The 23,159-nt window shown below is 71.7% G+C and carries 20 protein-coding genes; 6 read left to right on the top strand and 14 right to left on the bottom strand.

The genetic code is table 11. The features are described from left to right. From ABTZ99_RS07325 to ABTZ99_RS07305, 5 genes are all read right to left on the bottom strand, one after another. A partial coding sequence (locus ABTZ99_RS07325) for an integrase (protein WP_499609033.1) occupies positions 1 to 265 on the bottom strand: 265 nt, incomplete at its 3' end. A gap of 185 nt (positions 266 to 450) precedes the next feature. Further along, positions 451 to 1,533 (bottom strand): alpha-hydroxy acid oxidase, encoded by a 1,083-nt coding sequence (locus ABTZ99_RS07320; protein ID WP_499609031.1) that lies wholly within the window; start codon positions 1,531 to 1,533, stop codon positions 451 to 453. Next, positions 1,526 to 3,313 carry an ABC transporter ATP-binding protein gene (locus ABTZ99_RS07315; protein WP_498782280.1) on the bottom strand — a complete coding sequence of 596 codons (1,788 nt, stop codon included), beginning with the start codon at positions 3,311 to 3,313 and terminating at the stop codon, positions 1,526 to 1,528. Before ABTZ99_RS07315 ends, ABTZ99_RS07320 begins: the two co-directional genes overlap by 8 nt. Next, positions 3,310 to 5,307 (bottom strand): ABC transporter ATP-binding protein, encoded by a 1,998-nt coding sequence (locus ABTZ99_RS07310; RefSeq protein WP_499609028.1) that lies wholly within the window; start codon positions 5,305 to 5,307, stop codon positions 3,310 to 3,312. Before ABTZ99_RS07310 ends, ABTZ99_RS07315 begins: the two co-directional genes overlap by 4 nt. 641 nt (positions 5,308 to 5,948) lie before the next feature. Then, the gene (locus ABTZ99_RS07305) at positions 5,949 to 7,091 is read right to left on the bottom strand and encodes a glycosyltransferase (protein WP_499609026.1); all 1,143 of its coding nucleotides are present in this window, start codon (positions 7,089 to 7,091) and stop codon (positions 5,949 to 5,951) included. A 523-nt stretch (positions 7,092 to 7,614) separates the two neighbouring features. On the opposite strand from ABTZ99_RS07305, the gene ABTZ99_RS07300 reads away from it, so the two are divergent. Then, a complete protein-coding gene (locus tag ABTZ99_RS07300) occupies positions 7,615 to 8,766 on the top strand; it encodes a serine hydrolase domain-containing protein (protein WP_499609024.1) in 1,152 nt (383 codons plus the stop codon). 240 nt (positions 8,767 to 9,006) lie between these two features. On the opposite strand, the gene ABTZ99_RS07295 is transcribed toward ABTZ99_RS07300, so the two are convergent. From ABTZ99_RS07295 to ABTZ99_RS07270, 6 genes are read right to left on the bottom strand one after another with little or no spacing between them, the layout of a single operon-like run. Next, positions 9,007 to 10,761, bottom strand: coding sequence for a condensation domain-containing protein (locus ABTZ99_RS07295; protein ID WP_499609021.1), 1,755 nt, complete (start codon positions 10,759 to 10,761; stop codon positions 9,007 to 9,009). 5 nt (positions 10,762 to 10,766) lie between these two features. After that, complete coding sequence (locus tag ABTZ99_RS07290) at positions 10,767 to 11,696, bottom strand: thioesterase domain-containing protein (RefSeq protein ID WP_499609019.1); 930 nt, start codon at positions 11,694 to 11,696, stop codon at positions 10,767 to 10,769. Beyond that, the gene (locus ABTZ99_RS07285; protein WP_498782292.1) at positions 11,693 to 13,162 is read right to left on the bottom strand and encodes an AMP-binding protein; all 1,470 of its coding nucleotides are present in this window, start codon (positions 13,160 to 13,162) and stop codon (positions 11,693 to 11,695) included. The genes ABTZ99_RS07290 and ABTZ99_RS07285 overlap by 4 nt, the downstream gene beginning before the upstream one ends. A 2-nt stretch (positions 13,163 to 13,164) precedes the next feature. Further along, complete coding sequence (locus ABTZ99_RS07280) at positions 13,165 to 13,674, bottom strand: phosphopantetheine-binding protein (RefSeq protein ID WP_499609016.1); 510 nt, start codon at positions 13,672 to 13,674, stop codon at positions 13,165 to 13,167. Continuing rightward, positions 13,668 to 14,444: an alpha/beta hydrolase family protein gene (locus tag ABTZ99_RS07275; RefSeq protein ID WP_499609014.1), complete on the bottom strand. Its 777-nt coding sequence runs from the start codon at positions 14,442 to 14,444 to the stop codon at positions 13,668 to 13,670. The genes ABTZ99_RS07280 and ABTZ99_RS07275 overlap by 7 nt, the downstream gene beginning before the upstream one ends. Further along, positions 14,444 to 15,853, bottom strand: coding sequence for an AMP-binding protein (locus tag ABTZ99_RS07270; RefSeq protein ID WP_498782297.1), 1,410 nt, complete (start codon positions 15,851 to 15,853; stop codon positions 14,444 to 14,446). The genes ABTZ99_RS07275 and ABTZ99_RS07270 overlap by 1 nt, the downstream gene beginning before the upstream one ends. Before the next feature lie 151 nt (positions 15,854 to 16,004). Here ABTZ99_RS07270 and ABTZ99_RS07265 point away from each other — a divergent pair, with 151 nt between their 5' ends. From ABTZ99_RS07265 to ABTZ99_RS07255, 3 genes are read left to right on the top strand one after another with little or no spacing between them, the layout of a single operon-like run. Continuing rightward, positions 16,005 to 16,265 carry a phosphopantetheine-binding protein gene (locus ABTZ99_RS07265; RefSeq protein WP_499609012.1) on the top strand — a complete coding sequence of 87 codons (261 nt, stop codon included), beginning with the start codon at positions 16,005 to 16,007 and terminating at the stop codon, positions 16,263 to 16,265. Further along, the gene (locus ABTZ99_RS07260) at positions 16,262 to 17,497 is read left to right on the top strand and encodes a beta-ketoacyl-[acyl-carrier-protein] synthase family protein (protein ID WP_499609010.1); all 1,236 of its coding nucleotides are present in this window, start codon (positions 16,262 to 16,264) and stop codon (positions 17,495 to 17,497) included. Before ABTZ99_RS07265 ends, ABTZ99_RS07260 begins: the two co-directional genes overlap by 4 nt. Continuing rightward, the gene (locus ABTZ99_RS07255; RefSeq protein WP_499609008.1) at positions 17,490 to 18,902 is read left to right on the top strand and encodes a condensation domain-containing protein; all 1,413 of its coding nucleotides are present in this window, start codon (positions 17,490 to 17,492) and stop codon (positions 18,900 to 18,902) included. Before ABTZ99_RS07260 ends, ABTZ99_RS07255 begins: the two co-directional genes overlap by 8 nt. A gap of 13 nt (positions 18,903 to 18,915) precedes the next feature. On the opposite strand, the gene ABTZ99_RS07250 is transcribed toward ABTZ99_RS07255, so the two are convergent. The 3 genes from ABTZ99_RS07250 to ABTZ99_RS07240 are packed head-to-tail and all read right to left on the bottom strand — an operon-like array spanning position 18,916 to position 20,941. Continuing rightward, the gene (locus ABTZ99_RS07250) at positions 18,916 to 19,710 is read right to left on the bottom strand and encodes a hypothetical protein (RefSeq protein ID WP_499609005.1); all 795 of its coding nucleotides are present in this window, start codon (positions 19,708 to 19,710) and stop codon (positions 18,916 to 18,918) included. Further along, the gene (locus ABTZ99_RS07245) at positions 19,707 to 19,988 is read right to left on the bottom strand and encodes a phosphopantetheine-binding protein (protein ID WP_498782306.1); all 282 of its coding nucleotides are present in this window, start codon (positions 19,986 to 19,988) and stop codon (positions 19,707 to 19,709) included. Before ABTZ99_RS07245 ends, ABTZ99_RS07250 begins: the two co-directional genes overlap by 4 nt. Before the next feature lie 26 nt (positions 19,989 to 20,014). Continuing rightward, positions 20,015 to 20,941, bottom strand: a complete 927-nt coding sequence (locus ABTZ99_RS07240; protein WP_499609002.1) for a 3-oxoacyl-[acyl-carrier-protein] synthase III C-terminal domain-containing protein — start codon at positions 20,939 to 20,941, stop codon at positions 20,015 to 20,017. Positions 20,942 to 20,998: 57 nt separating this feature from the next. Between ABTZ99_RS07240 and ABTZ99_RS07235 the strand changes: the two genes are divergently transcribed. Then, positions 20,999 to 22,141: a glycosyltransferase gene (locus ABTZ99_RS07235; RefSeq protein WP_499609000.1), complete on the top strand. Its 1,143-nt coding sequence runs from the start codon at positions 20,999 to 21,001 to the stop codon at positions 22,139 to 22,141. Next, entirely contained in the window at positions 22,138 to 23,115 is a 978-nt protein-coding gene (locus tag ABTZ99_RS07230; protein ID WP_498782312.1) for an alpha/beta fold hydrolase, read from the top strand. The genes ABTZ99_RS07235 and ABTZ99_RS07230 overlap by 4 nt, the downstream gene beginning before the upstream one ends. The last annotated feature ends 44 nt before the right edge of the window (positions 23,116 to 23,159 follow it).

Raw genomic sequence — 23,159 nt, 5'->3', positions numbered from 1 at the left:
CGACCAGGCGTCGGTGCCACCGCAGGACGGTGCCCGGCGTCACCAACCGGTGGAGTCGTAACCAGCCGGGTAGGCGTCGCACCAACGCGGCGAGCGACGCACGATCGGCCCAATCCAGTCGCGGACGAGGGTTGGCCCGACGCAGCACGGCGATCTCGTGCCGCAGCACCAGCAGCTCCACGTCTTTGGTCGCCGACGACCGGCCGAGCAGAACCAGCCAGCCAACGACCCGGGCGAAGATCAGGTACAGCAGTCGTAACGCCACGCTCCATAATCGTGCCCCTACCGCCCATGATGCGCGATCGCTGCAGCTCATCGCCCGAGGGCGGAGTTCTGGAACCCCACAGGGTCCTGCTGCTGTGCGTGGCGGCGACCTGGAGCGGTGCGCTGCGCGGTCTCGACCAGTCCCCGGAGGGCGGTGGGCGACCCGCCTGACGGGTTCACGGCCGGCTATGTCGTGGCACCCGGACTCTCGGCGACGGTCAGCCGGCGTGCCGACGCGACGTCCGGGCAGCCCGCCAGGCGCAAGGCCGTCACGAACTCGAGCCGCAGCACGTCCAGCACCGCTGCCACACCCCGCTCACCGCCCGCCGCGAGCCCCCACAGCACAGGCCTGCCGACCAAGACCGCGGTCGCGCCGAGCGCCAACGCCCGCAGGACGTCCACCCCGCTGCGGACACCGCTGTCCAGCAGTACCGGGCACCGCCCGCGCACCGCGGCGACGACCTGCGGCAGCGCGACCGCGCTCGGCACCGCACCGTCCAACTGCCGCCCACCGTGGTTGGACACCACGACACCCTGCACCCCGAGGTCGACGGCGCGGGCCGCGTCACCGGCGTCGAGCACCCCCTTGAGCACCAGCGGCAGGTTCGTGTGCGCCCGGATCCACTCCAGGTCACGCCAGCTCAACGACGGGTCGAACACCGCGCTGGTGTGCCGGGCGATCACCGAGTCACCGGGCACCCGTCCGCCGACCTCGCCGTCGGTGTTCACCGGCTTGACCCACGACGGCAGCGCGAACCCGTTGCGCAGGTCCCGCAGCCGCCGCCCGAGCACCGGCACGTCGACTGTCAGCACCACCGCACGGCACCCCGCCTCCTCGGCACGGCGCAGCAGCTTCACCACCACCTCGCGGTCGCGCAGCCAGTACAGCTGGAACCACGTCGTGCCGCCCGCCGCGGCCACGTCCTCGATCGGGTCGGAGCTGAGCGTGCTCACCACGTACGGCACACCTGCCGCCGCCGCGGCAGCCGCGACCGCGCGCTCGCCACCGTCGTGGATCAGCCGCTGGTAGGCCATCGGGGCCACGGCCAGCGGCAGGGAGGACGTGACGCCGAACAGCTCGCAGCCCGTGTCACAGGCCGAGACGTCCACCAGCGCCCGCGGCACGACCGCGACCCGGTCCAACGCGGCCCGGTTCGCGGCGAGCGTGACCTCCTCGCCGCTGCCGCCCGCGATGTAGTCCCACACGTCCGGCGCGGACCGCTCGGCGGCCGACCGCTCGACGTCGGCCGTCGACCACACCTCACGCATAAGCTGCCGCCTGCATCGAGTACAGCTCGGCGTACAGGCCGTTCGCGGCCATGAGCTGGTCGTGCGAACCCTGTTCCCGCACGCGTCCGTCGGCCACCACCACGATCAGGTCGGCCATGCGCACGGTGGAGAACCGGTGCGAGACCAGCAACGTGATGGCACCGGTCCGCCGGCCGACCTCACGCGCACCGGCCGCGTACCGCTCGAACAACCGGTGCTCGGCCTGCGCGTCGAGCGCCGCGGTCGGTTCGTCGAGGACCAGCAGCAACGGGTCGCGACGCATCATCGCCCGGCCGAGCGCGAGCTTCTGCCACTGTCCGCCGGACAGCTCCACGCCGTCGGCGTAGGTCTTGCCGAGCTGGGTCTCGACACCGTCCTCGAGGCGGTCCAGGACGTCCTCGGCGCGTGCGCGGCGCAGGGCGTCGTGCACGGCGTCGGCCGACTCGATCTCGGCCAGCTCGCCGACACCGACGTTCTCGCGGGCGAGCAGCTCGAACCGGGCGAAGTCCTGGAACCCGGTGGCGACGCGGGCACGCCACCCGTCCACGGGAAAGCGGGCGAAGTCCGTGCCGTCCAACGAGATCGTGCCCGTGGTGACCGGGTAGAACCGGCACAGCAGCTTGATCAGGGTGGTCTTCCCGGCGCCGTTCTCACCGACGAACGCGACCGTGCCGCCGGCGGGCAGGGTGAGGTCGACGTCGGCGATGACCGGCCGGTCGGTGCCCGGGTAGGTGAACGACACACCACGCACCTCGATGCCCTCGCGGATGCGTCGGGGCACGTCCCGGTCGGGCGGGGGAGGTGCCTGGCTCGCGACCAGCGCGCGGACCCAGCGCACGTTGCCCATGACCCGCCCGGTGCGCTGCATCTCCTGCAACGTGGCGACGGACGAGGTCACCTGCTGGTTCACCTGGGACGCCAAGGTCAGCACGAGCAGGACGTCGCCCACGCCGCGGCGACCGGCCACCGCGTCCCGCAGCACGAGCAGCGTGCCCAGCACGTAGGCCACCGCGAAGAACAGCTCGCCGCTGGTGCGCAGCACCACGGCCCGGCGCTCACCGCGCCACAGCTGTGCCGACGCCTCGTCCCAGGCCCGGCGCTGGCGCGAGCGCAGCTCCGACTGCAGCCCGCTGACGCGCAGCTCCTTGGCCGAGGCCGCGTTCGCGACGAGTTCGAACAGGTGCTTGGCGTGCCGGGACGGCGGTGCCGAACGCTCGCGTGCGGCGTTGACGATCGACTCCGCCCGCCGCCCGAGCAGCAGCGGCGGCACGGCGGCCAGCGGCAGCAGCAACAGCAGCGGGTTGAGCCGTGCCAGCAGGATCGCGGTGATCGAGATCGCCACCAGCAGGCCGAGGCTGTTCAGCAGGCCCTCCATCGAGCCCCACCCGGCCCGGTGCAGTTCCTGGCGCAGCAGCTGGATCTTGTCGGCGTACTCGGGCCGCTCGTGGTGCTCCAACCCGGCCGAGCCGTTGGTCATCTCGATCAGCTCGCGCTCCAGGCGCGGCACGGCGCGGTCGCCCAGCTCGAAGTAGAAGATGTGGGCGAAGTGCCCGGCGGTGAGCGCGGCGATCACCGCGACCACGACCAGCACCGCCGCCACGGTCGCACCCCGGACGTCGCCGGCCAGCGCCGAGTCGGTGAGCGCGGCCAGGGCGGGCGCGGCCAGCGGCATCGCCGACGCCTGGGCGATCATGAGCACGACGGCGAGCACCAACCGGTACCGGCTCTCCTGCCAGGCGATGAGGAACAGCTCCCAGCCACCGCGGACGACCTCGATCACCGGCTGACCCCCTCCACCACGGCGTCCGCCGCCGCGCCGTCGACCGCCGGGTACCCGGTGGCCGTGTCACCGTCCGGCACGTCGTCGGCTTCCGAGTCGTCCAGGCCGTGCGCGAACCGCTTCGCCTGCAAGGTGAACAGGCGCGCGTAGTGGCCGCCCGCCGCGATCAGCTCGTCGTGCGTGCCGCGCTCGACCACGTGCCCGCCGTCCACCACCACGATGTGGTCGGCCCGCCGGACGCTGGAGAACCGGTGCGAGATCAGCAGCGAGGTCACCCCGCGCGTCAGCTCCACGAACCGGTCGAAGAACGCCACCTCGGCGCGGACGTCCAGCGCCGAGGTGGGCTCGTCCAGCACCAGGACCGTGGCACCCGCGTCCAAGGCGTAGAGCGCACGGGCGATGGCGATCCGCTGCCACTGCCCGCCGGACAGGTCCGTCCCGCCCGGGTAGGCCCGCGAGAGCGGCGTGTCCAGGCCGTCGGGCAGGGCGAGCAGTGCTTCGGCGATCCCGGCGCGTTCGGCGGCGCGCAGCACCACCGCGCGGTCGACCGGGACGTGCGCCGCGCCCAGCGCGATGTTCTCCGCCGCGGTCAGCTCGTAGCGCACGAAGTCCTGGAAGATCACGCCGATCTGACGCCGCCAGAGCACCGGGTCGAACTCCGCGATGTCCACGCCGTCCGCGCGCACCGCACCCGATGTCGGCTCGTACAGCCGCGCGAGCAGCTTCACCAGCGTGGTCTTGCCCGCGCCGTTGACGCCAACCACGGCCGTGCACCGCCCGGCGGGCAGGTCCAGCTCGATGCCGTCGAGCACGGTGCGGTCCGAACCGGGGTAGTGGAAGCCGACGCGGTCGAACCTGAGCGACGCGGCCGGCGTGCCCGGCGGCACCTGCGCCCGACCCGGCGGGGGCTGACCGTCGTCCAACTCGTCCAGCCGGTCGCGCAACCGTTGCAGGGCCGTCAGCGACAGCATCGCGAACTGGGTGCTGGTGTCCGCCTCGGCGTAGTAGCCGCCCAGCGAGATCGCCAGCACCACCGCCTGCACCCCGAGCGCCAACGCGGTCAGGCCCACCCGCCCGGTCGCGGCGAGCTGGGCGGCGTACACCATCGCGCCACCCGCCGCCAACAGGCCCAGCGCCGTCAGCAGCAGGTACGGGGTCAGGTAGACGCGGCGGCGCGCACGTTCGAAGGTGTTGCGCACGGTCTCCCACACGGCCGCGTAGCGATCCGCGAGCCAGCCGGTGAGGCCGAACACCCGGATCTCCTTCGCCGCCACGTCGGTCATCGTGAGCTCGTGCAGGTAACCGATCTCGCGCATCCTGCCGATGAGGTCGCGCCCCACCCGCGAGTACTTGCGCAGCCCGCCGCGCTGGCCGTAGCGGAACGCCAGCACCGCCGCACCGACCCCGAGCCCCGCGGGCCAACCGATCGTCAGCCCGATGGCCACCACCAGCGCCACCAGCCGGGTGTAGCGGGCGATCAGCGCCACCAGGCCGAAACACGCCTGCCCCGGTGTGCCCCAGTCGCGCTCGAAAGCGCGCACGGCCTCGTTCAGCTCGTCCAGCGTGCGCTGGTCCTCCAACGGTCCGGTGCCGACCGGCCGCAGCATCAACGCCATCGCGTCGTCCCGCAGCGCGCTGTCCACCCGTCGCCGCAACTGCTGGCCCAGGGCGTTGCCCACGGGGGTGAGGATCTGGGTGAGCAGGAACGCGCCGGCGGCGAGCAGGAAGATCGAGGTCAGCCGGTCCCAGGCCGCGCTGCCGACCCCGCCGCCGACCGCGGCGGGCACCTCGCCGAGCATCACGCTCGTCGCGACCACGAAGGCCACCGGCAACAGGCCCAACACGAAGTGGAGCACGGCCAGGAACACGACCAGCCCCACACCACCGGACGGCAACAGCCTCGCGATCCGCAACCGCGGCCGCACCGCCTCGTCCACCCAGTTCGCCCACGTGACGCGCAACCCGGCCGTCGCGGGAGGTGTTCCGGTCGTCATGGCGCTCCCGCGGATCCTCTGGTGGTGCGGTTCGTCGACCAACCGCTCGTCGAATCGGCCGCAGGTGCATTGCCGCGTTCTCTCACGTCGTACGGGCACCGATCCTCAACCGGCTGCCAGGAGTCCCCGGGGCATACAAGCACAGGGGTGCGAGCACCTCCAAGGAAGTGATTTCGTGGATCCGCACGGTCTTCTCGCGCACCTCACCGGATGTTGCTCCGGTCGGTCCAGCGGCTCGTTGGACTACGGTGATCCGGATGGCGTCTCGTGTGTCCGGTGGAAGTCGCGCGGTTATGGGGAACTTTTGGCCGGCAAGGACGATGTCCCGGGCGGTGAGTTGAACGAGGGCTGTCGTCGGTGCGCGCCGCCGGATGTGCCGTCGCCGTAGTCGTTGTCACCGGCGACGGTGTCCAACGGCTCGGCTCTGCCTGCGTTGACCTGGCGCTGCGACGAGCTGATCGCCACCGGGCAGCTGCTGGAGACGACCAGCATCGACAACGTCGCACTCGTCGGCGGATCGCCGAGCTCGATGCCAAGATGGCGTCCAACGGCGTGCTACCGAGTTGCCGGAGGAGGCCGGGGACCCCAACGTGGTCCGAGGCCACCGAAAGTGCGCCCGAGCCATTCGTTCCACAGTCCCGTCAGGCGTAGTCGGGCAGCGTGCGGGCCACGTCGTGCGGTGACGGCATGGTGGCCACTTCGGCGGCGACGGCCCGGGTCGCGCCGAGCACGGCGTCGTCGGTGAGCAGTCGTTTCGCCTTGGCCGTGAACACCTCGGCGGTCACGTCCGCGCCGAGCACGCGGTCGCCGAGCCCGGCCTCGGTCACCATGTCGGCGTTGTTGAACTGGTCCGCCGCCTGCGGTATGACCAGTTGCGGCACGCCCGCGCCCAGCGTGCCCATGGTCGTGCCGGACCCGCCATGGTGCACCACGAGGTCGACGTGCGGCAGCAGGTCGGCCTGCGGGACCCACGGGAGCACCACGACGTTGTCCGGCAGTTCGCCGAGCGCGTCCGGTTCCACCGTCGGTCCGGTCGCCACGAGCACCTTCACGTCCAACGCGGCCAGACCCTCCACAGCGGTGCGCAGCACCTCCACGACGCCGAAGGCCGTGCCCAGCGTCAGGTACACCAGGGTTTCGCGGTGTTCGAGCACCCACGAAGGCAGCTCGCCGGGCTCGGTGAACGGCACCGGCCGCAGTGGGGTTCGGTGCACCGACGAGGTCAGGAACGCCGGGTTCTGCAACGACGGTGGGCAGATGTCGAGGTACGGGTGGCCGAGCACCAGGGGATCGCTCCGCGGGATCTCGACGCCCAACTCCGCGCCGAGGTCGGTGAGGTGGGCGAGCGCGGCCTCGGCGAAGTCGGGCTCCTGCCACATCCGGCCGAACGAGTGGCACAGCGCGGGTACGCCCGCGACGTCGGCGGCGAGGCCCGCGCCCGGGTTGCCGAACTCGTGCACGACCAGGTTCGGCTTGCGGTCGGCGATGACCGGCGCGAGTTCGGTGGCGAAGCGGCGCGGCATCACCGAGGCGAAGGTGTACGCGACCCGCTCGGTGACGTCCTCCGGCCTCCTCGGCCGGGCGTCACTGGTCGCGATGGCGAACGCCTCAGGCACCTCGATGCCGCCGACGATGTGCTCGATGCCGCGCGCGGTGAGGGTGTTGGCGAACGCGGCGCCGGTGAAGTAGCCGACGTCGTGGCCCAGCTCCCTCGCGGCGATCGCGAGCGGCAACAGGGGGTAGGTGTGCCCGTAATGGCCGAGGCTGGAGAAGAGGATCCGCACGGTACGAGGGTAACCGGGCGATGTCCGGCAGCGGGTGAACCTGTCCGTGTCCGGGACCTTCCCGCATACGGCCCTGAACCTGCGATTCGACGCCCGTCGGTCCCACACTGATCACGCAGCCATTGGTCGGAGATCCTTCTGTCGCAAGAAGATCTCCAACCAAGGGCTGTACCTATGATCAACCAGGGTGCCGAACGATCCCCGATCCTCGGGTCCGGCGAACCCGAGCAGGGTGTCGTCGGCATAGCGGACGTACGGCAACCGCCGGAAGCCCGTCTGCCGATGATTCCGGATCGAGCGGATGCCCGACCACGTGCACCGAACCTGGCATGTCGACGAACATCCGCACATGCCGAAGGGCGTGCAGCCGAACGTGCCGCCAAGCCGTAGTGGCGGGACGAAGTCTTCTCCCGGCCTGGTCGCGGAAGGGCTACGGTCGTTGCGCGACAGGCGAGCGCGGACGGATGGGATGAGGTGCGGGGGAGTGGTCACCGGTGGCTTCTCGTCGAGAGGGCTGGCTCGGGTGCGAGAGCTGCTGGAGCGCCAAGTCGAGTCCGGCTTCGTGCCCGGTGCGGTGGCGGTTCTCGGCCGCCACGGCGAGGTGCACGTCGAAGCGGCGGGCACCATCGCCTTCGAGGGCGAGGGCGCGGGGACGCCGATGGCGGCCGACACGATCTGCCGCACGGCCTCGATGACCAAGCCGATGGTCGCCGCGTGCGCGATGACACTCGTGGACGACGGCACCCTGCGCCTGGACGAGCCGGTTGACGACCTGCTCCCGGAGCTGGCGGACATGACCGTGCTCGCCGATTTCCACGGGCCGCTGGACGACACCGTCGCGGCGCAACGCCCGATCACGCTGTGGGATCTGCTGTCGTTCACCTGCGGCATCGGCATGATCCCGACCAGACCGGGAAGGGTACCGATCGTCGACGCGCTGAACGCACTCGACTACACGTCGCCGGACGAGTGGATGCGAGGGCTGGGCGCGCTTCCGCTCGCCTACCAACCGGGTGAGCGCTGGATGTACGACACCGCCTCCAACGTGATCGGCGTGCTCATCGCCAGGGCCACCGGCATGTCCTTCGGAGACGCCCTCCGCGAGCGGATCTGCGATCCGCTCGGGATGAAGGACACCGCCTTCAGCGTGCGCGGCGAGGACATCGGCCGGTTCGCGACGGCGTACCAACGTGCCAGTGCGGTCACCGGCGGGCAGGTCGTGGACGACGGCCCCGACGGGCAGTGGAGCCGGCCGCCGACGTTCGAATCAGGTGCCGCCGGACTGGTCTCGACCGCCCAGGACTACTTCGCCTTCGCTTCGGCTCTGTTGGCCGGCGGCTCCCACGGCGGCAGGAGGGTGCTCTCCCGACCGTCGGTCACGCTGATGACCACCGACCAGCTCACCTCGGAGCAGCGGGCCGGCTCCGGGTTCCACCCGGGGTTCTTCGACGAGATGGGTTGGGGTCTCGGGATGTCGGTCCGGTCCCACCGCAGCCCGTTCGGCCAGTCGGTCGGCAGCTACGGGTGGTGCGGCTTCTACGGCACCGCCTGGTACAACGATCCTGAGCAGGACATGACGGCGATCTTCTTCATGCAGCGAGCGCACACTGGTGACCAGAGGTTGCCGATGTGGCACGACCTCTGGACCGCTGTCTACCAGGCGATCGAGAACTGACTGCGGGGGTGCTGCCTCACCTGGTGTCGGTACTCGGTGGCGGCCACAGCCCGGTGGCAACCCGCGCCGCACGAGGCCGAACCGCCGTAGTCCAGGATCTTCGGCGGGCCGTACGGCCCGCCGAACTCGCCGCTCGACCACCCGAACGGCCCGCAGGCCCAGTCCGAACCGCGGCAGAACTGCCAAGCGGATCGCTGCACGTCGCGCATGACGCCATTGCCGTGCTGGGCTTCGGAGTGGTCAACGCCCGGTGCCGGTGGTGAGGGGTGGCGGCCACGCGGCGGGGTCCGACGCGTCGGACGGGGCGGTGGGGCACAGGACGTAGTGGCGTGGGGCGATGGCGTTGAGACGGCCGGGTAGTGCGGCCAGGCAACGGGCATGGGCCTGTTCGGGTGTCCGCACGGCGTCGGTCGCGGTCAGGTAGGCGACCAGGTCGCGGCCGTCGACCGAGCCGAAGACGCGGGCCGTCGAAGGCGCCAGGGCTTCGTCCAGCAGTTGTTGCACCTCGGCGAGGTCGACCCAGCACGAGTCGACCAGCACCCAGTTCGAGGTGCGGGTGACGGGGTCCAGGCCGATGACCTCGCGGGTGCGCGAGGCGTCGAGGTCACCCACGGCCGCACCGACCAGCAGGCGCTCGACGGCCAGCAACAACGACTCTACCTCGGCCCGGGGCACCAGTCCGGTGTCCGCGCACCACAGGTCGAGCAGGACCCGGCCGTCCACCTCGTGCAGGTTCAACCGCACCGGCGTCGCGTCGTAGGGCAACGGACGCCACCGCAGCGCCGTCCGCCGCAGCGCGGCGGTGATCTCCTCCGGCCGGTGCCGGAGGCCCGCAGTGACCCCGGACCACGACTCGGGCACGAGGCTGTTGAACAACGGGTCGTAGAGGAAGTGCACACCTCGCTCGTATTGGATCCGCTCGTCCGACGCGCCGCGCTCGACGCCGTCGTACCTGGCGTGCCTGCTCGCCTCCAGCACCGCGGTCCACGTGTGCTTGACCAGTGCGTCGAAGCTCCGGTCGCCGACCTCGACGGCGACGAGGTTGCCCTGCGCCAGGGGACCGACGAAGTCGACCAGGTGGCGGTCGAAGCGGTTGCTCGACAGCGACGGGAACACCAGCTCCCGGTAGCCGGTGCGCCGTGCCAGCACCGCGCACGTCGCGGCGAGCACGACGGAGGACCGGCTGGACCGGGTGCGTGCCGCCACCTGTCGCACCGCCATCGCGGCGGCCGGCGACGACAGCTCCACCGCCAGCGACTCGCCGGACCGCGTGGCCCCCGGCAGCGCGAGCAGGCAGCGGGGTTGCCGCCGCGCCAGCTCCCGCACGTAGTCGTTCGCCGCACGGGTCCGACGCCGCTCGGCGGGTGTCGCCTCCAGCTCGGCCTGGTCCAGCGGCTGGTGGCGGGGCTCGCCCACCTGCCGGAGGTCCGGGTGCGCGAGCATCTCGGTGAACTCGCGCTTGAGCACCTCGATGGCGCCGAAGTCGACGGCCAGGTGAGAGAACCCCGCGACGCAGGCGATGACCGTGCCCTGCTCGTCGGTGGCCACCGCCATCCGCAGCGTGGTGGCCGCCGTGTCGCGCCGTTCCCCCAACCACACGAGCAGCCTCCCGGCCACCGCCGAGCGGTCGCGAGGCCCCCACGGACCCCCGTCGAGGGCGCACACGTGGAGCGTGAACGTGCTCGTCGCCGCGACCACCTGACGGGGGTGCTCGCCCCGGACGTAGGTGGTCCGCAGGGATTCGTGCCTGGCCACCAGCACGGCGGCCGTCTCGACCACGTCGTCCACGGACCTGCCGTCGAGCACGGGCAGTTCGACGCGCAGGACCGCGTTGGGGTGGTCGGCGTCGCGCCCCAACCACTGCAGGATGTTGAGCTGGCCGAGGGTGACGGGTCCCTCGCCCGCGCGCGATCCCTCGGAGCTGACCTGGATGGCGTCGACGGGCGTGAGCCGCACGCGCCGCCTGCGCTGACCGGTGTCGATCGAGGTGCTCATCCCGATCAGCCGATCAACCCGCGCAGCGCGCCGGCCACGTCATGCGGCGTGTGCTCGCGCGTCACCGCCGATGGCCAGTCCGCGAACGCCGGCCGGTCTCCCGACGGGCTGAGGAAGACGTCGAGCGGACCGGAGTACGGCCGGGGTTCCCAGTCGCGGACGGCGACCTCGTTCGCCTGCCACACGCGCGCCGAACGCCGGACGAACTCGGGGGTCGCGTCCGACGGCACGAGGTCGAGTTCCTTCCACCGGTCCAGGACCGCGACCAGGTCATCGGGCGGCTGGTCGAACCGGGGTCCGATGTCCAGGAGCTCGGCGTCGACCAGGACCAGCAGCCGAACCTCGGCGCCGCCCTCGGTGAGCCGGGCGGCCATCTCGTGGGCGACCGCCGCACCGGTAGAACAGCCGCCGAGCAGGTAGGGGCCGGTCGGCCACGCCGCGCGGACGGCTTCGACGTAGGTCTGCGCCAGGGAACCTGCAGAGGCGACCGGGTCGACTTCGGAGTAGAGCCCGGCCGCCTGGAGCCCGAACACGGTGAACTCCTCGCCCAGCGCCTGAGCGAGCCCGGCGTACGGGCCGACCTGCCCGTTGGCCGGGTGGACCAGGAACAACGGGGGAGCGGTCCCGTCGCCGCGCTGGATCTCCACCAGCGGGTCGGACAGCTGCCCGTTGTGGTCGCGCAGCCGGGCGGCGAGGCCTTCCACGGTGGGGTGCTCGGTCATCACGTTCAGGGGCAGCTGGACGCCCAGTTCCTCGAACACGGCGTTGACGACCCGCGCCGCGTCCAGGGAGTTGCCGCCCAGCTCGAAGAAGTTCTCCCGGATGCCGACGGCGAACCCGATGACCTCCTGCCACTGCCGGGCCAGCCACAGCTCCACCGGGTCGCGGGGGTGCCGGTAACCGGTGTCGAGCACGTCGTCCACGGTCGGGTTCATGGTGTGGGTGCACCGCCTTCGTGATCGGCGGCGAGCCGCCAGCGCTGGATCTTCCCGGCCGCCGAGCGGGGGAGTCGGTCGACGAACGCGAAGTGCTTGGGAATCTTGTAGCCGGCCAGGCGCCGGCCGCAGTGCGCGGCGAGTTCGGCCTTGCGGACGCTCACCTCGGGTAGCAGCACCACCTGCACGCCGACCACCGACCCAAGGGTCCCGTGCGGCACGGCCAGCGCGACGGCGTCCACCACCGCGGGGTGGGCCAGCAACGCGGCCTCGACCTCGTTCGGGTCGACCTTCTCACCACCGACGTTGATCGTGCCGTGGTCGCGGGGTTCGAGGTAGAGGTAGCCGTCGCGGTCGAGTCTGCCGCGGTCGCCCACCGTGGCGAACCCGTCCGGGGTGGTGCGGACGACCTGGTCGTTGACGTAGTCGGACCGGCCCACCCGCAGGGGGGTGCGCATGAACACGGTGCCGGCCTCGCCCGGCGCGACGGGCCTGCCGTCGTCGTCCAGGACGCGGAGCTGGGTCAGCACACCGCGCCCGACGGTGCCGGGCCGGGCCAGCCACTCGTCGCCGCGGGCCAGCGTCACGCCGATGCCCTCGGTCGCGCCGTACAGCTCGAAGACCCGCTCGGGGCCGAGCAGGTCGATCCACCCGCGCTTGGTCTCCGCGTCGCAGGCGGCCGCGGTGTGCAGGAGCGCGCGCACGCTGGTGAAGGCCGCCGGGTCCGCGTCGGCGAGCATCAGGATCTCGCGCATGTGCGTCGGCGTCAGCTGCACCCACTCGATGCGGCGCTGCCGCACCAGGTCGACGGTCCACTGCGCAGCGAAGAACGGTTGCAGCACAACGGTGTTCAGGTCCAGCAGCGCGTCCACGAACACGGTGAACGGCGCCGCGTGGTACAGCGGACCGACGATGAGCTGCCGCTGGCCGGTCCGCCAACCGGTCTGCCGGATCACCAGCGACGGCGTCCGCGCGGGGTCGTAGCGCAACGGCCCCGGTCGCGCCGAGACCTTCGGCACGCCCGTGCTCGCGCCGGTCGCCAGCAGGTAGGCCGCGGCGCCGTCCCGGGTTGACGGCGGCGTGGCCGACACGATCGGCGGCCCCGGCCGGTTCCAGGCGTCCATCAGGTGGACGTGCCCGTACCGGCGGCCGATCAGTCCGAACAGGACGTCCCGCTCGGCCGCGGGGGTGGCCGGGTTCAGCGCGAAGACGGGCACCTCGGCCGCGAGCGCCGCCGCGATGCCGGTCGCGGCGGCCAGGGTGTTGGCCGCCTCCACGACGACGCACGACGGCACGTCCGGGTCGAGCGCCGCCCGCAGCGCGGCCACCGCGTCGTCAACCGACCCGGCGAGTTCCCCCCACGACATGGTCTGCTCGGCCAGGTCGGCGTCGAACCCGATCAGGGCCGTCCGACCGGGTTCGGCGCGGGCGATGTCGGCGATCCGCCGGTGCACGGAGAGGGTCATCGCTACCGCAGGACCTCGGCCAGCCGCCGGACGTTGGACGCGCTCATGAACTCGTACACGTCCAACGGCCGGTCGAACTCCGCTTCGAGCGCGGCGATGATGCCGAGCGCGGACAGCGAGTCGCCGCCCAGCTCCAGGAAGTCGTCGGTCGCGCCGACCGGCCGCACGTCCATCTGCGCCGACCAGATCTCCGCGACCCGCCGCTCGACGTCGTCGCGCGGATCCTCGAACAGGGTGCACCGGCCGTCGGCGACGGCCGCCGCCAACTGCCCGGCGTCCACCGCGCCGTCCATCATCGGGACCTGGTCCACGACGAACACACCGTTGAGCCCGCAGTCCTCGCCCAGCTGTCGGTGCACGTGGTTGCGGAGCACCGGCCCGCTCAGGTACTCGGTCAGCTCGACCGCGGCGACCGTGACGTCTCGGCCGTCGTGGCGCACGACGGCGACCTCGGCCCGGCTGACGCCGGGGTGCGCGGACAGGACGTCGGCTATCTCGGCCACGTTCACCACGGGCGCTCTCCTATCAGCAGTTCGGCGACGAGGTCGTGCACCGCGGGCTCGCGCAGCAGGTCGGCGTGGTCGAAGTCCAGCTGGAGGCGTCGGACGTCGTCCACGGGCGGCTCGTGGTCCTTCGAGGACACGGACAACGGCGTCCCGGAGCGCGTGTCGAACCGGCCCTGGGCGGCCAGCAGCATGTAGTCGACGTAAGCGGTGAACCCGCCGGTGAGCTGCTGCCGGAAGAACTGGTTGAGCGACAGCCGGGCGGCGACCTCGCCCATCAACGCGTCGTACCGGTCGACCAGGGCCGCGGCGATGCGGGGCAGGTCGTCCGGGTGCGCCTCGACCAGCCCGTCCGCCAAGGCACGAGCGTCGTCCAGCTCCTCGGCGGTCAGGTGGTCCGCGGAGGTCTCGATGGTGGACGTGAACTGGTCGCCGAACGAACCGGCCGTGGTCGCCGCGGCGTCGAAGAGCAGGGTCACCGGCGCGGGCGCCGACTCGGCGACGGCATCGGCGACGCAGGTGGCCAGCGACGACCCGGCGCAGTACCCCAGCACCGCGCGCACCGGGCGGCCGGTCGCCGCCACGTCTGCCACCCAGCGGTCGACGCACGCGTCGAGCGATGCCGAGCCCGGCTGGGCGATGTGCAGGAAGCAGGCGTCCACCGGGACACCGGACGCCAGGTCCGCGAACCCCGCCGCGGCCCGTCCGCCAGGGAAGTCGAGGCACAGCACGAGGTCCGGGCCGCGATCGGACAGCTGTCGCCAGTGCGTCAGTTCCACTACCCGACCTCCCGGGCGTCCACGGCCGCCGCCAGCGCCGGGTAGTCGACCTTGCCGCCGGGGGTCCGCGGCAGGCGGTCGACGTGGCGGACCGCCACGTGCCGGCTCGGCACCCCCAGCGCCTCGGCGAGGTGCCGCCGCTGCTGCTCGTGCACATCCGGGTCGCCCGCGCCGAACAGGTACACCACGTCGTCGTCGGAGACCACGGCGGACGGGTGGTCGGACCGCTCGACCATCCGCTCCAGGTCGTCCAGGCTCGTGCGGACACCGAGCACCTTGACGATCCGCTTGGTGCGGCCGGTGAGGTAGAGGTAGCCGTCGCGCAGGTATCCGAGGTCGCCCGTGTCCAGGACGTCCACCTCGGCCCCTCGGCCGAGGTCGTCGCGACCGGTCGCGTAGCCGAGCATCACGCCCGGACCGCGGTAGTGCACGGCGCCCTCGCCGGGTGCGGCCCGGCCGTGTGCTTCGACGGGCGCGATGGTGACGACGCCGCCGGGCACCGCCGTCCCGACCGAGCCGAGGCGGTCGGGGAGGGCGGCCGGGTCAAGGCACGTGATCCGCGAGGTGGCCTCGGTCTGGCCGTACATGGGGAAGAACCGGCCCTGCCGCCGCTGCATCATCCGCACCAGCCGCATCGTCAGCTCGTCGCCGAGGCGTGCGCCCGCTTGGGTCATCGTGCGGATCTCGGTGCGTTCCAACAAGTTCACGTGCGCCGGTCCGAACGCCGCGTAGGTCGTCGGCACGGCGGCGAACGAGGTGGCACCCGCCCTCGTCACGTGGTCCCACAGCGCCAACGACAACGGCGACCGGTCGGTCAGCACGATGCTCGCCCCCGCGCTCAGGTGGCTGTTCACCACCGATAAGCCATAGGCATGGGTGATCGGCAACGTGGTCGGCGCCCGTTCGGCGGACGTGACGCCCAACGCGCGGACGATGGCGTCGGCGTTCTCGGCCATCGCGTCGTACGACAGCCGCACCGCTTTGGGGCTCCCCGTCGTACCGGAGGTCGACAGCAGCAGCGCCGTGTCCGGGAAGATGCCACCCGCCGGTCGCGCCGAACGCCTGCGGAAGACGTGCGATCCTCCCACCTCGCCGACGGGCACGTAGCCACGGGCAGCCAGGTCCGACCCGCCGCCGGGCTCCGGCACGACGAATTCCGGGTGGTACTTCGAAAGTATTTCGGAGGAGGTGGGAAGGAATGCGACCGTGTGGCCGAGCCGCAGCGCGGCCAGGTAGGTCAACAGGGTGGGCAGGTCACGATCCCCCGCGCACAGCACCAACGCCTTGGTGTCGTGGCGCAGTGATCTCTCGGCCTCGCCGACGAGCGCGGCCAAGTCGCCGTACGACAGCGTCTTCCCGCCGACGAGGTGGACAGCAGGGGACCCCGGCGGCGCCTCTCCGAGCGTCACGAGATCCAGTATCGCCGAGGGCATGGCGCACATTCTGAGGCTGTTCCGAACCGCGGTCCATAGCCCATATTCGGGTACGGGCTCGTGCTTGACGGCCAAGACCCCCGTGGGGCAGATTCCCGTTGACCTCCCGGAGAGGGGAAGTGCCGCCATGAATTCGGAGATCCGCCAGTTCCTTTTCGACTCGTTGACGATCATGAAGTACAGCACCGCCGACATGGACGACGACACGGTGCTCGGCCCGGCAGGCGCCGACCTCGAGTCGCTGGCCCTGGCCGAGCTCTCGCTGCGGGTGGAGGACCACTTCGGCGTCCGGTTCGACGAGGACGAGGCCGAGCGGTTCGCCGCCATGACGGTCGGCGAGTTCTGCGCCGAGGTGGCCCGGCGCGCGCAGACCGCAACGGCGACGTGAGCGCGAGCGTCGCCGTGACGGGGATCGGGCTGGTCAGTCCGGTCGGCGCGGTGGTCGAGGAGGTCTTCGAGGCGGTGTGCTCCGGTCGGTCCGCGATCGTGCGCCCGCCGGAGGACCACCCGCTGCACGGCGTGCTCGACGCGGCCGCGATCGGACCGGCCATCGACCCGGAAAGCGTTCTGCCGCCGAAGGAATCGCGCGTCGTGGACCGCTCGATCGTGATGGCCGTGCGGGCCGCGGACGACGCCCTGGCCGACGCCGGGATCGAGATCGGCCGCGACGTCGACCCGTACCGCGTCGCGGTGGTGCTCTCCGGGGTCGGCGGGCTCGCGACGCTCGCGGAACAAGCCGTGGAGCGGTCCCGGCGCGGCCGGCTGGGCGTGAGCCCGTTGCTGCTGCCCGGCGTGCTGCCCAACATGGCCGCGGCGCGGGTCGCCATCAAGTTCGGCATCCGGGGGTACACGTCGTCCTCCGGCACTGCGTGCGCCGCCGGTGGGCAGTCCATCGGCGAGGCGATGCGCATCCTCCGGGCGGGCGAAGCGGACGTGGTGGTGTGCGGGTGCACCGAGGCACCGCTGTTCCCGACGTTCGCCGACGCCTTCGGCAACGCGCTCGCCCTCGCCCGCGGTTGGCCCGACCCGACCACCGCGAGCCGCCCGTTCGACCGGCGCCGCAACGGTTTCGTGCTCGGTGAGGGCGCCGGCGTGCTCGTGCTGGAGCGGTCCGACTTCGCGCGGGCGCGCGGCGCGGCAGTGCACGCCGAGGTGCTCGGCTGGGGTGCGACGAGCGACGCGCACCACCCGACCACGCCCCGGCCCGACGGCTCCAGCGCGGCGCAGAGCATGCGGATCGCACTTCGGGATGCCGGACTGTCCACAGGCGACATCGACTACCTCAACGCGCACGGCACGGGCACGAAGGCGGGTGACTCCGCCGAGGCGGCGGCGATCCGCGGCGTGTACGGCGACGCCATGCCGCCGGTCAGCTCGACCAAGGGTGTCACCGGGCACATGCTCGGCGCGTCGGGTGTGGTCGAAGCGGCGATCGGCATCGTCGCCATGCGCAAAGGGCTGCTCCCACCGACCCACAACCTGGACGATCCCGACCCGGCCTGCGACCTCAACCACGTCCGCGGTGAGGCGCTGCCCGCCGCGGTGGGCGCGGTCATGTCCAACTCGTTCGGCTTCGGTGGCCACAACGTGAGCGTGATCTTCGGGAGAGCCGATGGGTAAACGGATCGTCCACGACCTGGTGCCCGTACCGTTCTCCGGGCCCGGAGCGGGAACCGCGCCGCTGACCTGGGGGCAGAAGACCATCCTCCACGACATGCGCACCAGCGACTGGACCTACAACATCTGCGGTGCGCACCACCTGCCGGAGGGCCTCACCGTCGCCGACGTCGCCGATCGCCTGAGCCGGCTGATGAGCAAGCACCCCGCGCTGCGGACGCGGTTCGGCACCGACGACGAGGGCAAGCCGTGCCAGGTGGTGCACGGGTCGGGCGAGATCGACCTGGAAGTCATGACCTTCGCCGACCACCTCGACCGCACCGATGCCGTCGACCACGGCAACAGACTGTGGCTCAAGTGGATGGCGGCCCCGCTGGAAGAGCACACCCCGTGGCCGCTGCGCATGGGCGTGATGCAGTACCGGGGCAAAGCGGTGTACCTGGTGCTCACCCTCGGCCACATGGTCGTGGACGGCGTGGGCGGGTTGCTGCTCATGACCGACCTCGACCTCGGCGAGCTGGTCGGCCGCCCGCTGGACCCGGACGCGGTGCGGCTCGCCGACCTCGCCCGTCGGGAGGCGACGCCGGAGTTGCGGCGGGTCAGCGACCGGGCGATGCGCTACTGGGAGGGCCACCTCCGTTCCCTGCCACCGCTGACGTTCGGCGGGTCGGGTGCGCCGGACTACGAGGCGGGGCGGCGGTGCCGCAACGTGCGGTTCCAGTCGCGGGCCGCTTACTTGGCCGTGGTCGAGATCGCCCGGCGGACCCGCACGGACACCGGACGGGTGTTGCTCGCGGTGATCGCCACCGCGATCGCCCGGACCACCGGCGTCAACCCGCTGACCTTGCACGTGGCCGCGGGCAACCGGTACCGGCCCGGGTTGGCCGATGTCATCGGCTCGGTGGTCCAGAACGCCGTGCTCACCCTCGACCTCGACGGCACGGTCGACGACGTGATCGCGCAGGCGCGCCAGGCCAGCACCGCGGCCCTGATGAACTCCTACTACGACCCCGACCAGTTGGCGGAGCTGGCCGCGCGCCTGGACGCCGAACGCGGCTACCCGGCCCGGATCACGTGCCGGATCAACGACCGGCGGTTCAGCACCAGGGCCCAGGCCGACGCGGTGGCGGACGCCGCGCCCCTCACCGAGGACGAGATCAGGGCCAAGCTCCCCGAAACGCAGGTCATGTGGCACAAGTTCGTCTACCGGTGGACCGACCAGCTGTTCGTCAACATCGAGGACCACCCGGACGCCGTGTACCTCCAGGTGGTCAACGACACCGAGGTCTTCCCTCCCGAGCAGGTGGAAGCGATGTTGTACGCGGTGGAGGAGGTGGCCGTCGAGGCCGCGTTCCGGTCGGACGTGCCGACCGGCGCACAACCCCGACCGGCCGTCACCGGCGCCTGACCGAGGCAGCCGATCAGTCCACTGAGGACTGATCGGCGGCGACCCGGGCGAGGCAGAGGTAGCGCAGTTCCGGGTCGTAGTCGCCCGCCAGCACCGTGTCCTCCTGCGCACCGGCCAGATCCCACCACACACCCGTCGTGGGCTGCCCGGCCGGCGCGCGGGTGTGGTCGGGGTGGTCCGGCCACACCGCGGCGAGCGAGTCGCTCAGCGCGACCCGTGCGCCGGGGTGGCCGGCCGACAGCTCGGCCACCCCTCGCCGAGCCAGTTCGGCTACGGTATCCGGCCCCACGTCGGGGTACTGGAGCACCTCGGTAGCCCGGGCACCCGCGCTCCCCTCGTACAACATGGCCACGCCCCGGTGTGCCAACGGTGTCGCCGCCGCCGACTCGTAGGGCAGCGCGGCCTGTTCGACCACGACCAGCAGCGCCCGCCGCACGCCGTAGTCGCCGATCAACCGCAAACCGGTGAACGGCGACGCGCTGCCCTGGTCGCACACGGCGAACGACATCGGCGTGCCGGGGCAGACGTGGCTGAGGTAGGTCGCCGTCGCCCGGCCCGGCCACACGTCGTGGATCGAGAACGCCAGCACCAGCAGGTCGACCGGCTCCGTCGGGGGCACGACGTCCGACACCAACGCCTTCGCCATCTCGCCGTAGGACTGGCCGGACAGGTCGGTGAGGGGTCCGGCGTCGAAGGGTCGGACGAGGTCCGCGAAGTAGTCGGTCACCTGCGCGCGGTGGTCGTCGTCGGCGAGGACGTCGGCGTTGCCGGTGAAAGCCCTGCGCCTCGCGCAAACCAGACGCATCACCAGGGCCGGCTGTGGCCGGCGATGAACGTGGCCAGCTCGCCGACGGTCAGCAACTCGTCCGGGCGCATCCGCTCCACGTCGATCTGGATGCCGAGCTGCTCCTCCACCTCCAGCAGCAGCTCCAAACCCAGCGACGAGCTGACCCCCAGCTCGTCGGCCATTTGCATGTCCTCGGTGATCGGCTCCTCGCGCTCGACCAGCCGCTTGAGGACGGTGGTCATGGCTTCGACCACGCGTTCCCGTAATGCGCTGTCGACCTGGGCGTCCGGTGCGGTCATGGCGGCCTCCTGAGTGGGACGTGGGATCAGTGCTGGAACACCATCGCGGAGAACGTCGCCCCGGCTCCGGCGCCGACGGTCGCGACGAGGTAGTGGTCGCCCTCGCGGAGCAGGTCGCGCTCCCTGGCGGTGCGGTAGTTGGCGAACGCGTCGGTGCAGAACAGGTGGCCGTGGTCGGGCACGTTCGACAGCAGCACCCGCTGCACCGGGAAATCCATGAGCGAGCAGAGGCGTTGCCAGGTCACGACGTTGACGTTGTGCGGCAGGACCAACCGGATGTCGTCCAGGGTGAGCCCCGCGTCGGCGACGGCCCGGTTGATCACCTCGGCCAGGGACGGGCGGTACTGGCGTTGGAACTCTTCCTCCCGGTCGCCGAACTCGCCGTCGAATTCACCGCGTTGGGCGCACACGAAGGACAACATCCGGTCGCGCGGCCCGTTGGCGCTCACCAGGCACGCGGACGCGCCCTCGCCGAACAGCGACGTGCCGGGAATCAGCCGGGCGTGGCGGGTGAACGCCTTCTCGCCCGTCAGCACCAACGCCAAGGCGTCGTCCGGGTCGCGGGCGAGCAGCCGACCGGCCAGCTCGACCGCCAGCAGCCCGCTCGCACAACTCTGTTGCGTGACGGTGAAAGCCAGCGCGTGACCGAGTCCCAGCTCACGGCAGACGTCGTGCAGCGGGTTGTGCGGGTACGGCACGACGACCGGCATCGCGCGGCCGTGGATCACGTACCGGACCCGGTGCTCCTGGCCGCGCAGTTCGGCGAGCCCTTCCACGGCGGCGCGCAACAGCTCGGCGGGCGAACGGTCCGGGTCGAACCGGACCTGGTCGAGCCCGTGGAACCGCCGGAAGAGCCTGACCTGGATGTCGGTCAGGCCGAGCGGGTCGGCCAAGTCCTCGAGGGGAACGCGGAAAGCCGGTGTGTACACCGACACCGCGTCGAGAGCGGTCACACTTCGGGATCCCACCACGTCGTTCCGGGGAACGTCAATGTGTGCCACCATGTTGCGGTGTCGCGGTTTCTGCTGGTCGTACTGCCGCTGCAAGGCCACCTCTACCCCATGCTCGCGATCGGGCAGGAACTCGCCCGCGCGGGTCACGACGTCGTCTGGTGCGGTCCGGAGAACGTGCTGCGCCCGCTGGTCGGTCCGGACGTGACCGTGCACCCCACCGGCGCACGGGCTTATCGCCGCTACGACGAGATGGGCATGGCCGGGGTGCGGGCGATGTGGGACGGGTACCTGATCCCGTTCACCCGCTTCACCCTCGGCCCCGTCGATGAAGCTGTGCTGGAGCACAAGCCGGACGTCGTCGTCACCGAGCAGTACGCGCTGGCCGGTGCGTTGGTGGCGCACCGGCACGGCATTCCGTGGGCGACCCTGTGCACGGGCACGCTGGAGCTGACCCCGCCCGAAGACCTCGTCGGGTTCGAGGACTACCTGGCCGACAAGATGGCGCAGGCGGTGGCGATGGCGGGCCTGTCCGACGAGCCGATCGACCCCCGGTTCTCGCCGCACCTGGTGATCGCCCTGATGACGCCCGGACTCGTGGGCGACGCTGTGCTGCCGGACCGCTGCGTACTCACCGGCGCGGCGCTGGGTACCCGGCCGAACGCGCCCGATTTCCCCTGGCACCGCTGGGATCCCGACCGCAGGCACGTGCTGGTGACGGTCGGCACGCTGGTCGGCCACATGATCGGCGACTTCTACGACCGGGCCGCCGCGGTGCTCGCACCCATGGCGGACGAGGTGCAGGCGGTGTTCGTGACTTCGGGCGTGGCCGCGGAGTCCTTCCCGGACGACGCCATCACCGCCGAGCTGGTGCCGATGCTCGACCTGATGCCGAAGCTGGACGCGGTGGTGTGCCACGCGGGTGGCGCCGTCAACGAAGCGCTCACCTTCGGGGTGCCGATGGTCGTCGCGCCCGTCCGGGCCGAGCAAGTGGCGCTGGCGCGGCAGGTGGCCCGGTCGGGCGCGGGCATCGAGGTGCCGATCCTCGACGTCACAGTGGCCGAACTGGACGCCGCCGTGCGGGCGGTGCTCGACGAGCCGGACTACCGGCGCAACGCCCGTCGGATCGGGGCGGAGTTCGCCGCCGCCGGTGGCGCGGCGGCCGCCGCCGCCCACCTGGTCGAGTTGGCGTCCGGCACGTGACCACACGCGAGCGGGAGGACGGTCCGGTGGACGGGTCCAGGGTGAAGGCGCTGCCGGCGGCCGAGGAGTTCGCGTGGGCGAGACAGCGGCGGGCCGACATCCGCCGCGCCGGTGGCGTCCTGGACCTGGTGCTGCCGCTGCGGGAGGGCGGTGGCGGCCCCGCGCTGTTCTGCGCGCCGCCGTTGGTCGGTGCGAGCTGGTGCTACCTCGCGCTGCTGCCGCACCTCGCGCCCGAGCACCCGGTGTACGGCCTGCAACTGCGCGGTCTGCGCAGGCCCGAACCGCTCCCGGTGGACATGGCCGAGGTGGCGCGGGATTTCGCCGACCGGATCAGGCTCACCCAGCCGCACGGCCCGTACCACCTGTTCGGGTGGTCGATCGGCGGCAACACGGCGCACGCGATCGCCGAGGAACTGGAGCGCCGCGGCCACGAGGTAGGCCTGCTCGTCATCGGTGACACGCTGCCCGGCCTGCCGAACAGCCTCAGCGTGGCCGATGACGACCTGTGGCTGGTGTGCGACTTCGTGCTCCGCGAGCTCGGCTACCAGCCGGTGGTCGAGCCGGACGACCCCGACCCGGTGCGCCGGATGCTGGAGGTGGTCCGCGGTCGGCCCGGGCTGGGGCTGCACGACTGGCCGGATCGCCAACTGCTCGCCTTGCCGCACGTGATCCGGAACAACCTCGCGGTGGCACAACGGCATCGCCCCGGTCGGGTCCGCTGCCCCGTGCTGTTCCTGTCCGCCACCGAGGACGAGCAGACCACCGAGGCGAAGGTGGGCTCGTGGGACGACTGCGTGAGCGGACCGGTCGACGTGGTCGAAGTGGACTGCCTGCACGAGCACATGCTGCTGCCGGAGCCGGTCGCGCGGATCGGCGCCGCGATCACGGCCCGGCTGGCCGGGAACCCGAAGTCCTCCGCAGCCACTGCGGACACGTCCGAAAGCCTGATTGCCACAGGGGAATCGCGAACCTAGTCTCGGTGCACACGCCCGCGCCCGCGGTCGCCAGGTTCACGAGA

It is taken from the genome of Actinosynnema sp. NPDC002837, from assembly GCF_040295345.1.
GTDB lineage: Bacteria > Actinomycetota > Actinomycetes > Mycobacteriales > Pseudonocardiaceae > Actinosynnema.
This window is presented reverse-complemented; position numbering and strand designations above follow the sequence as displayed.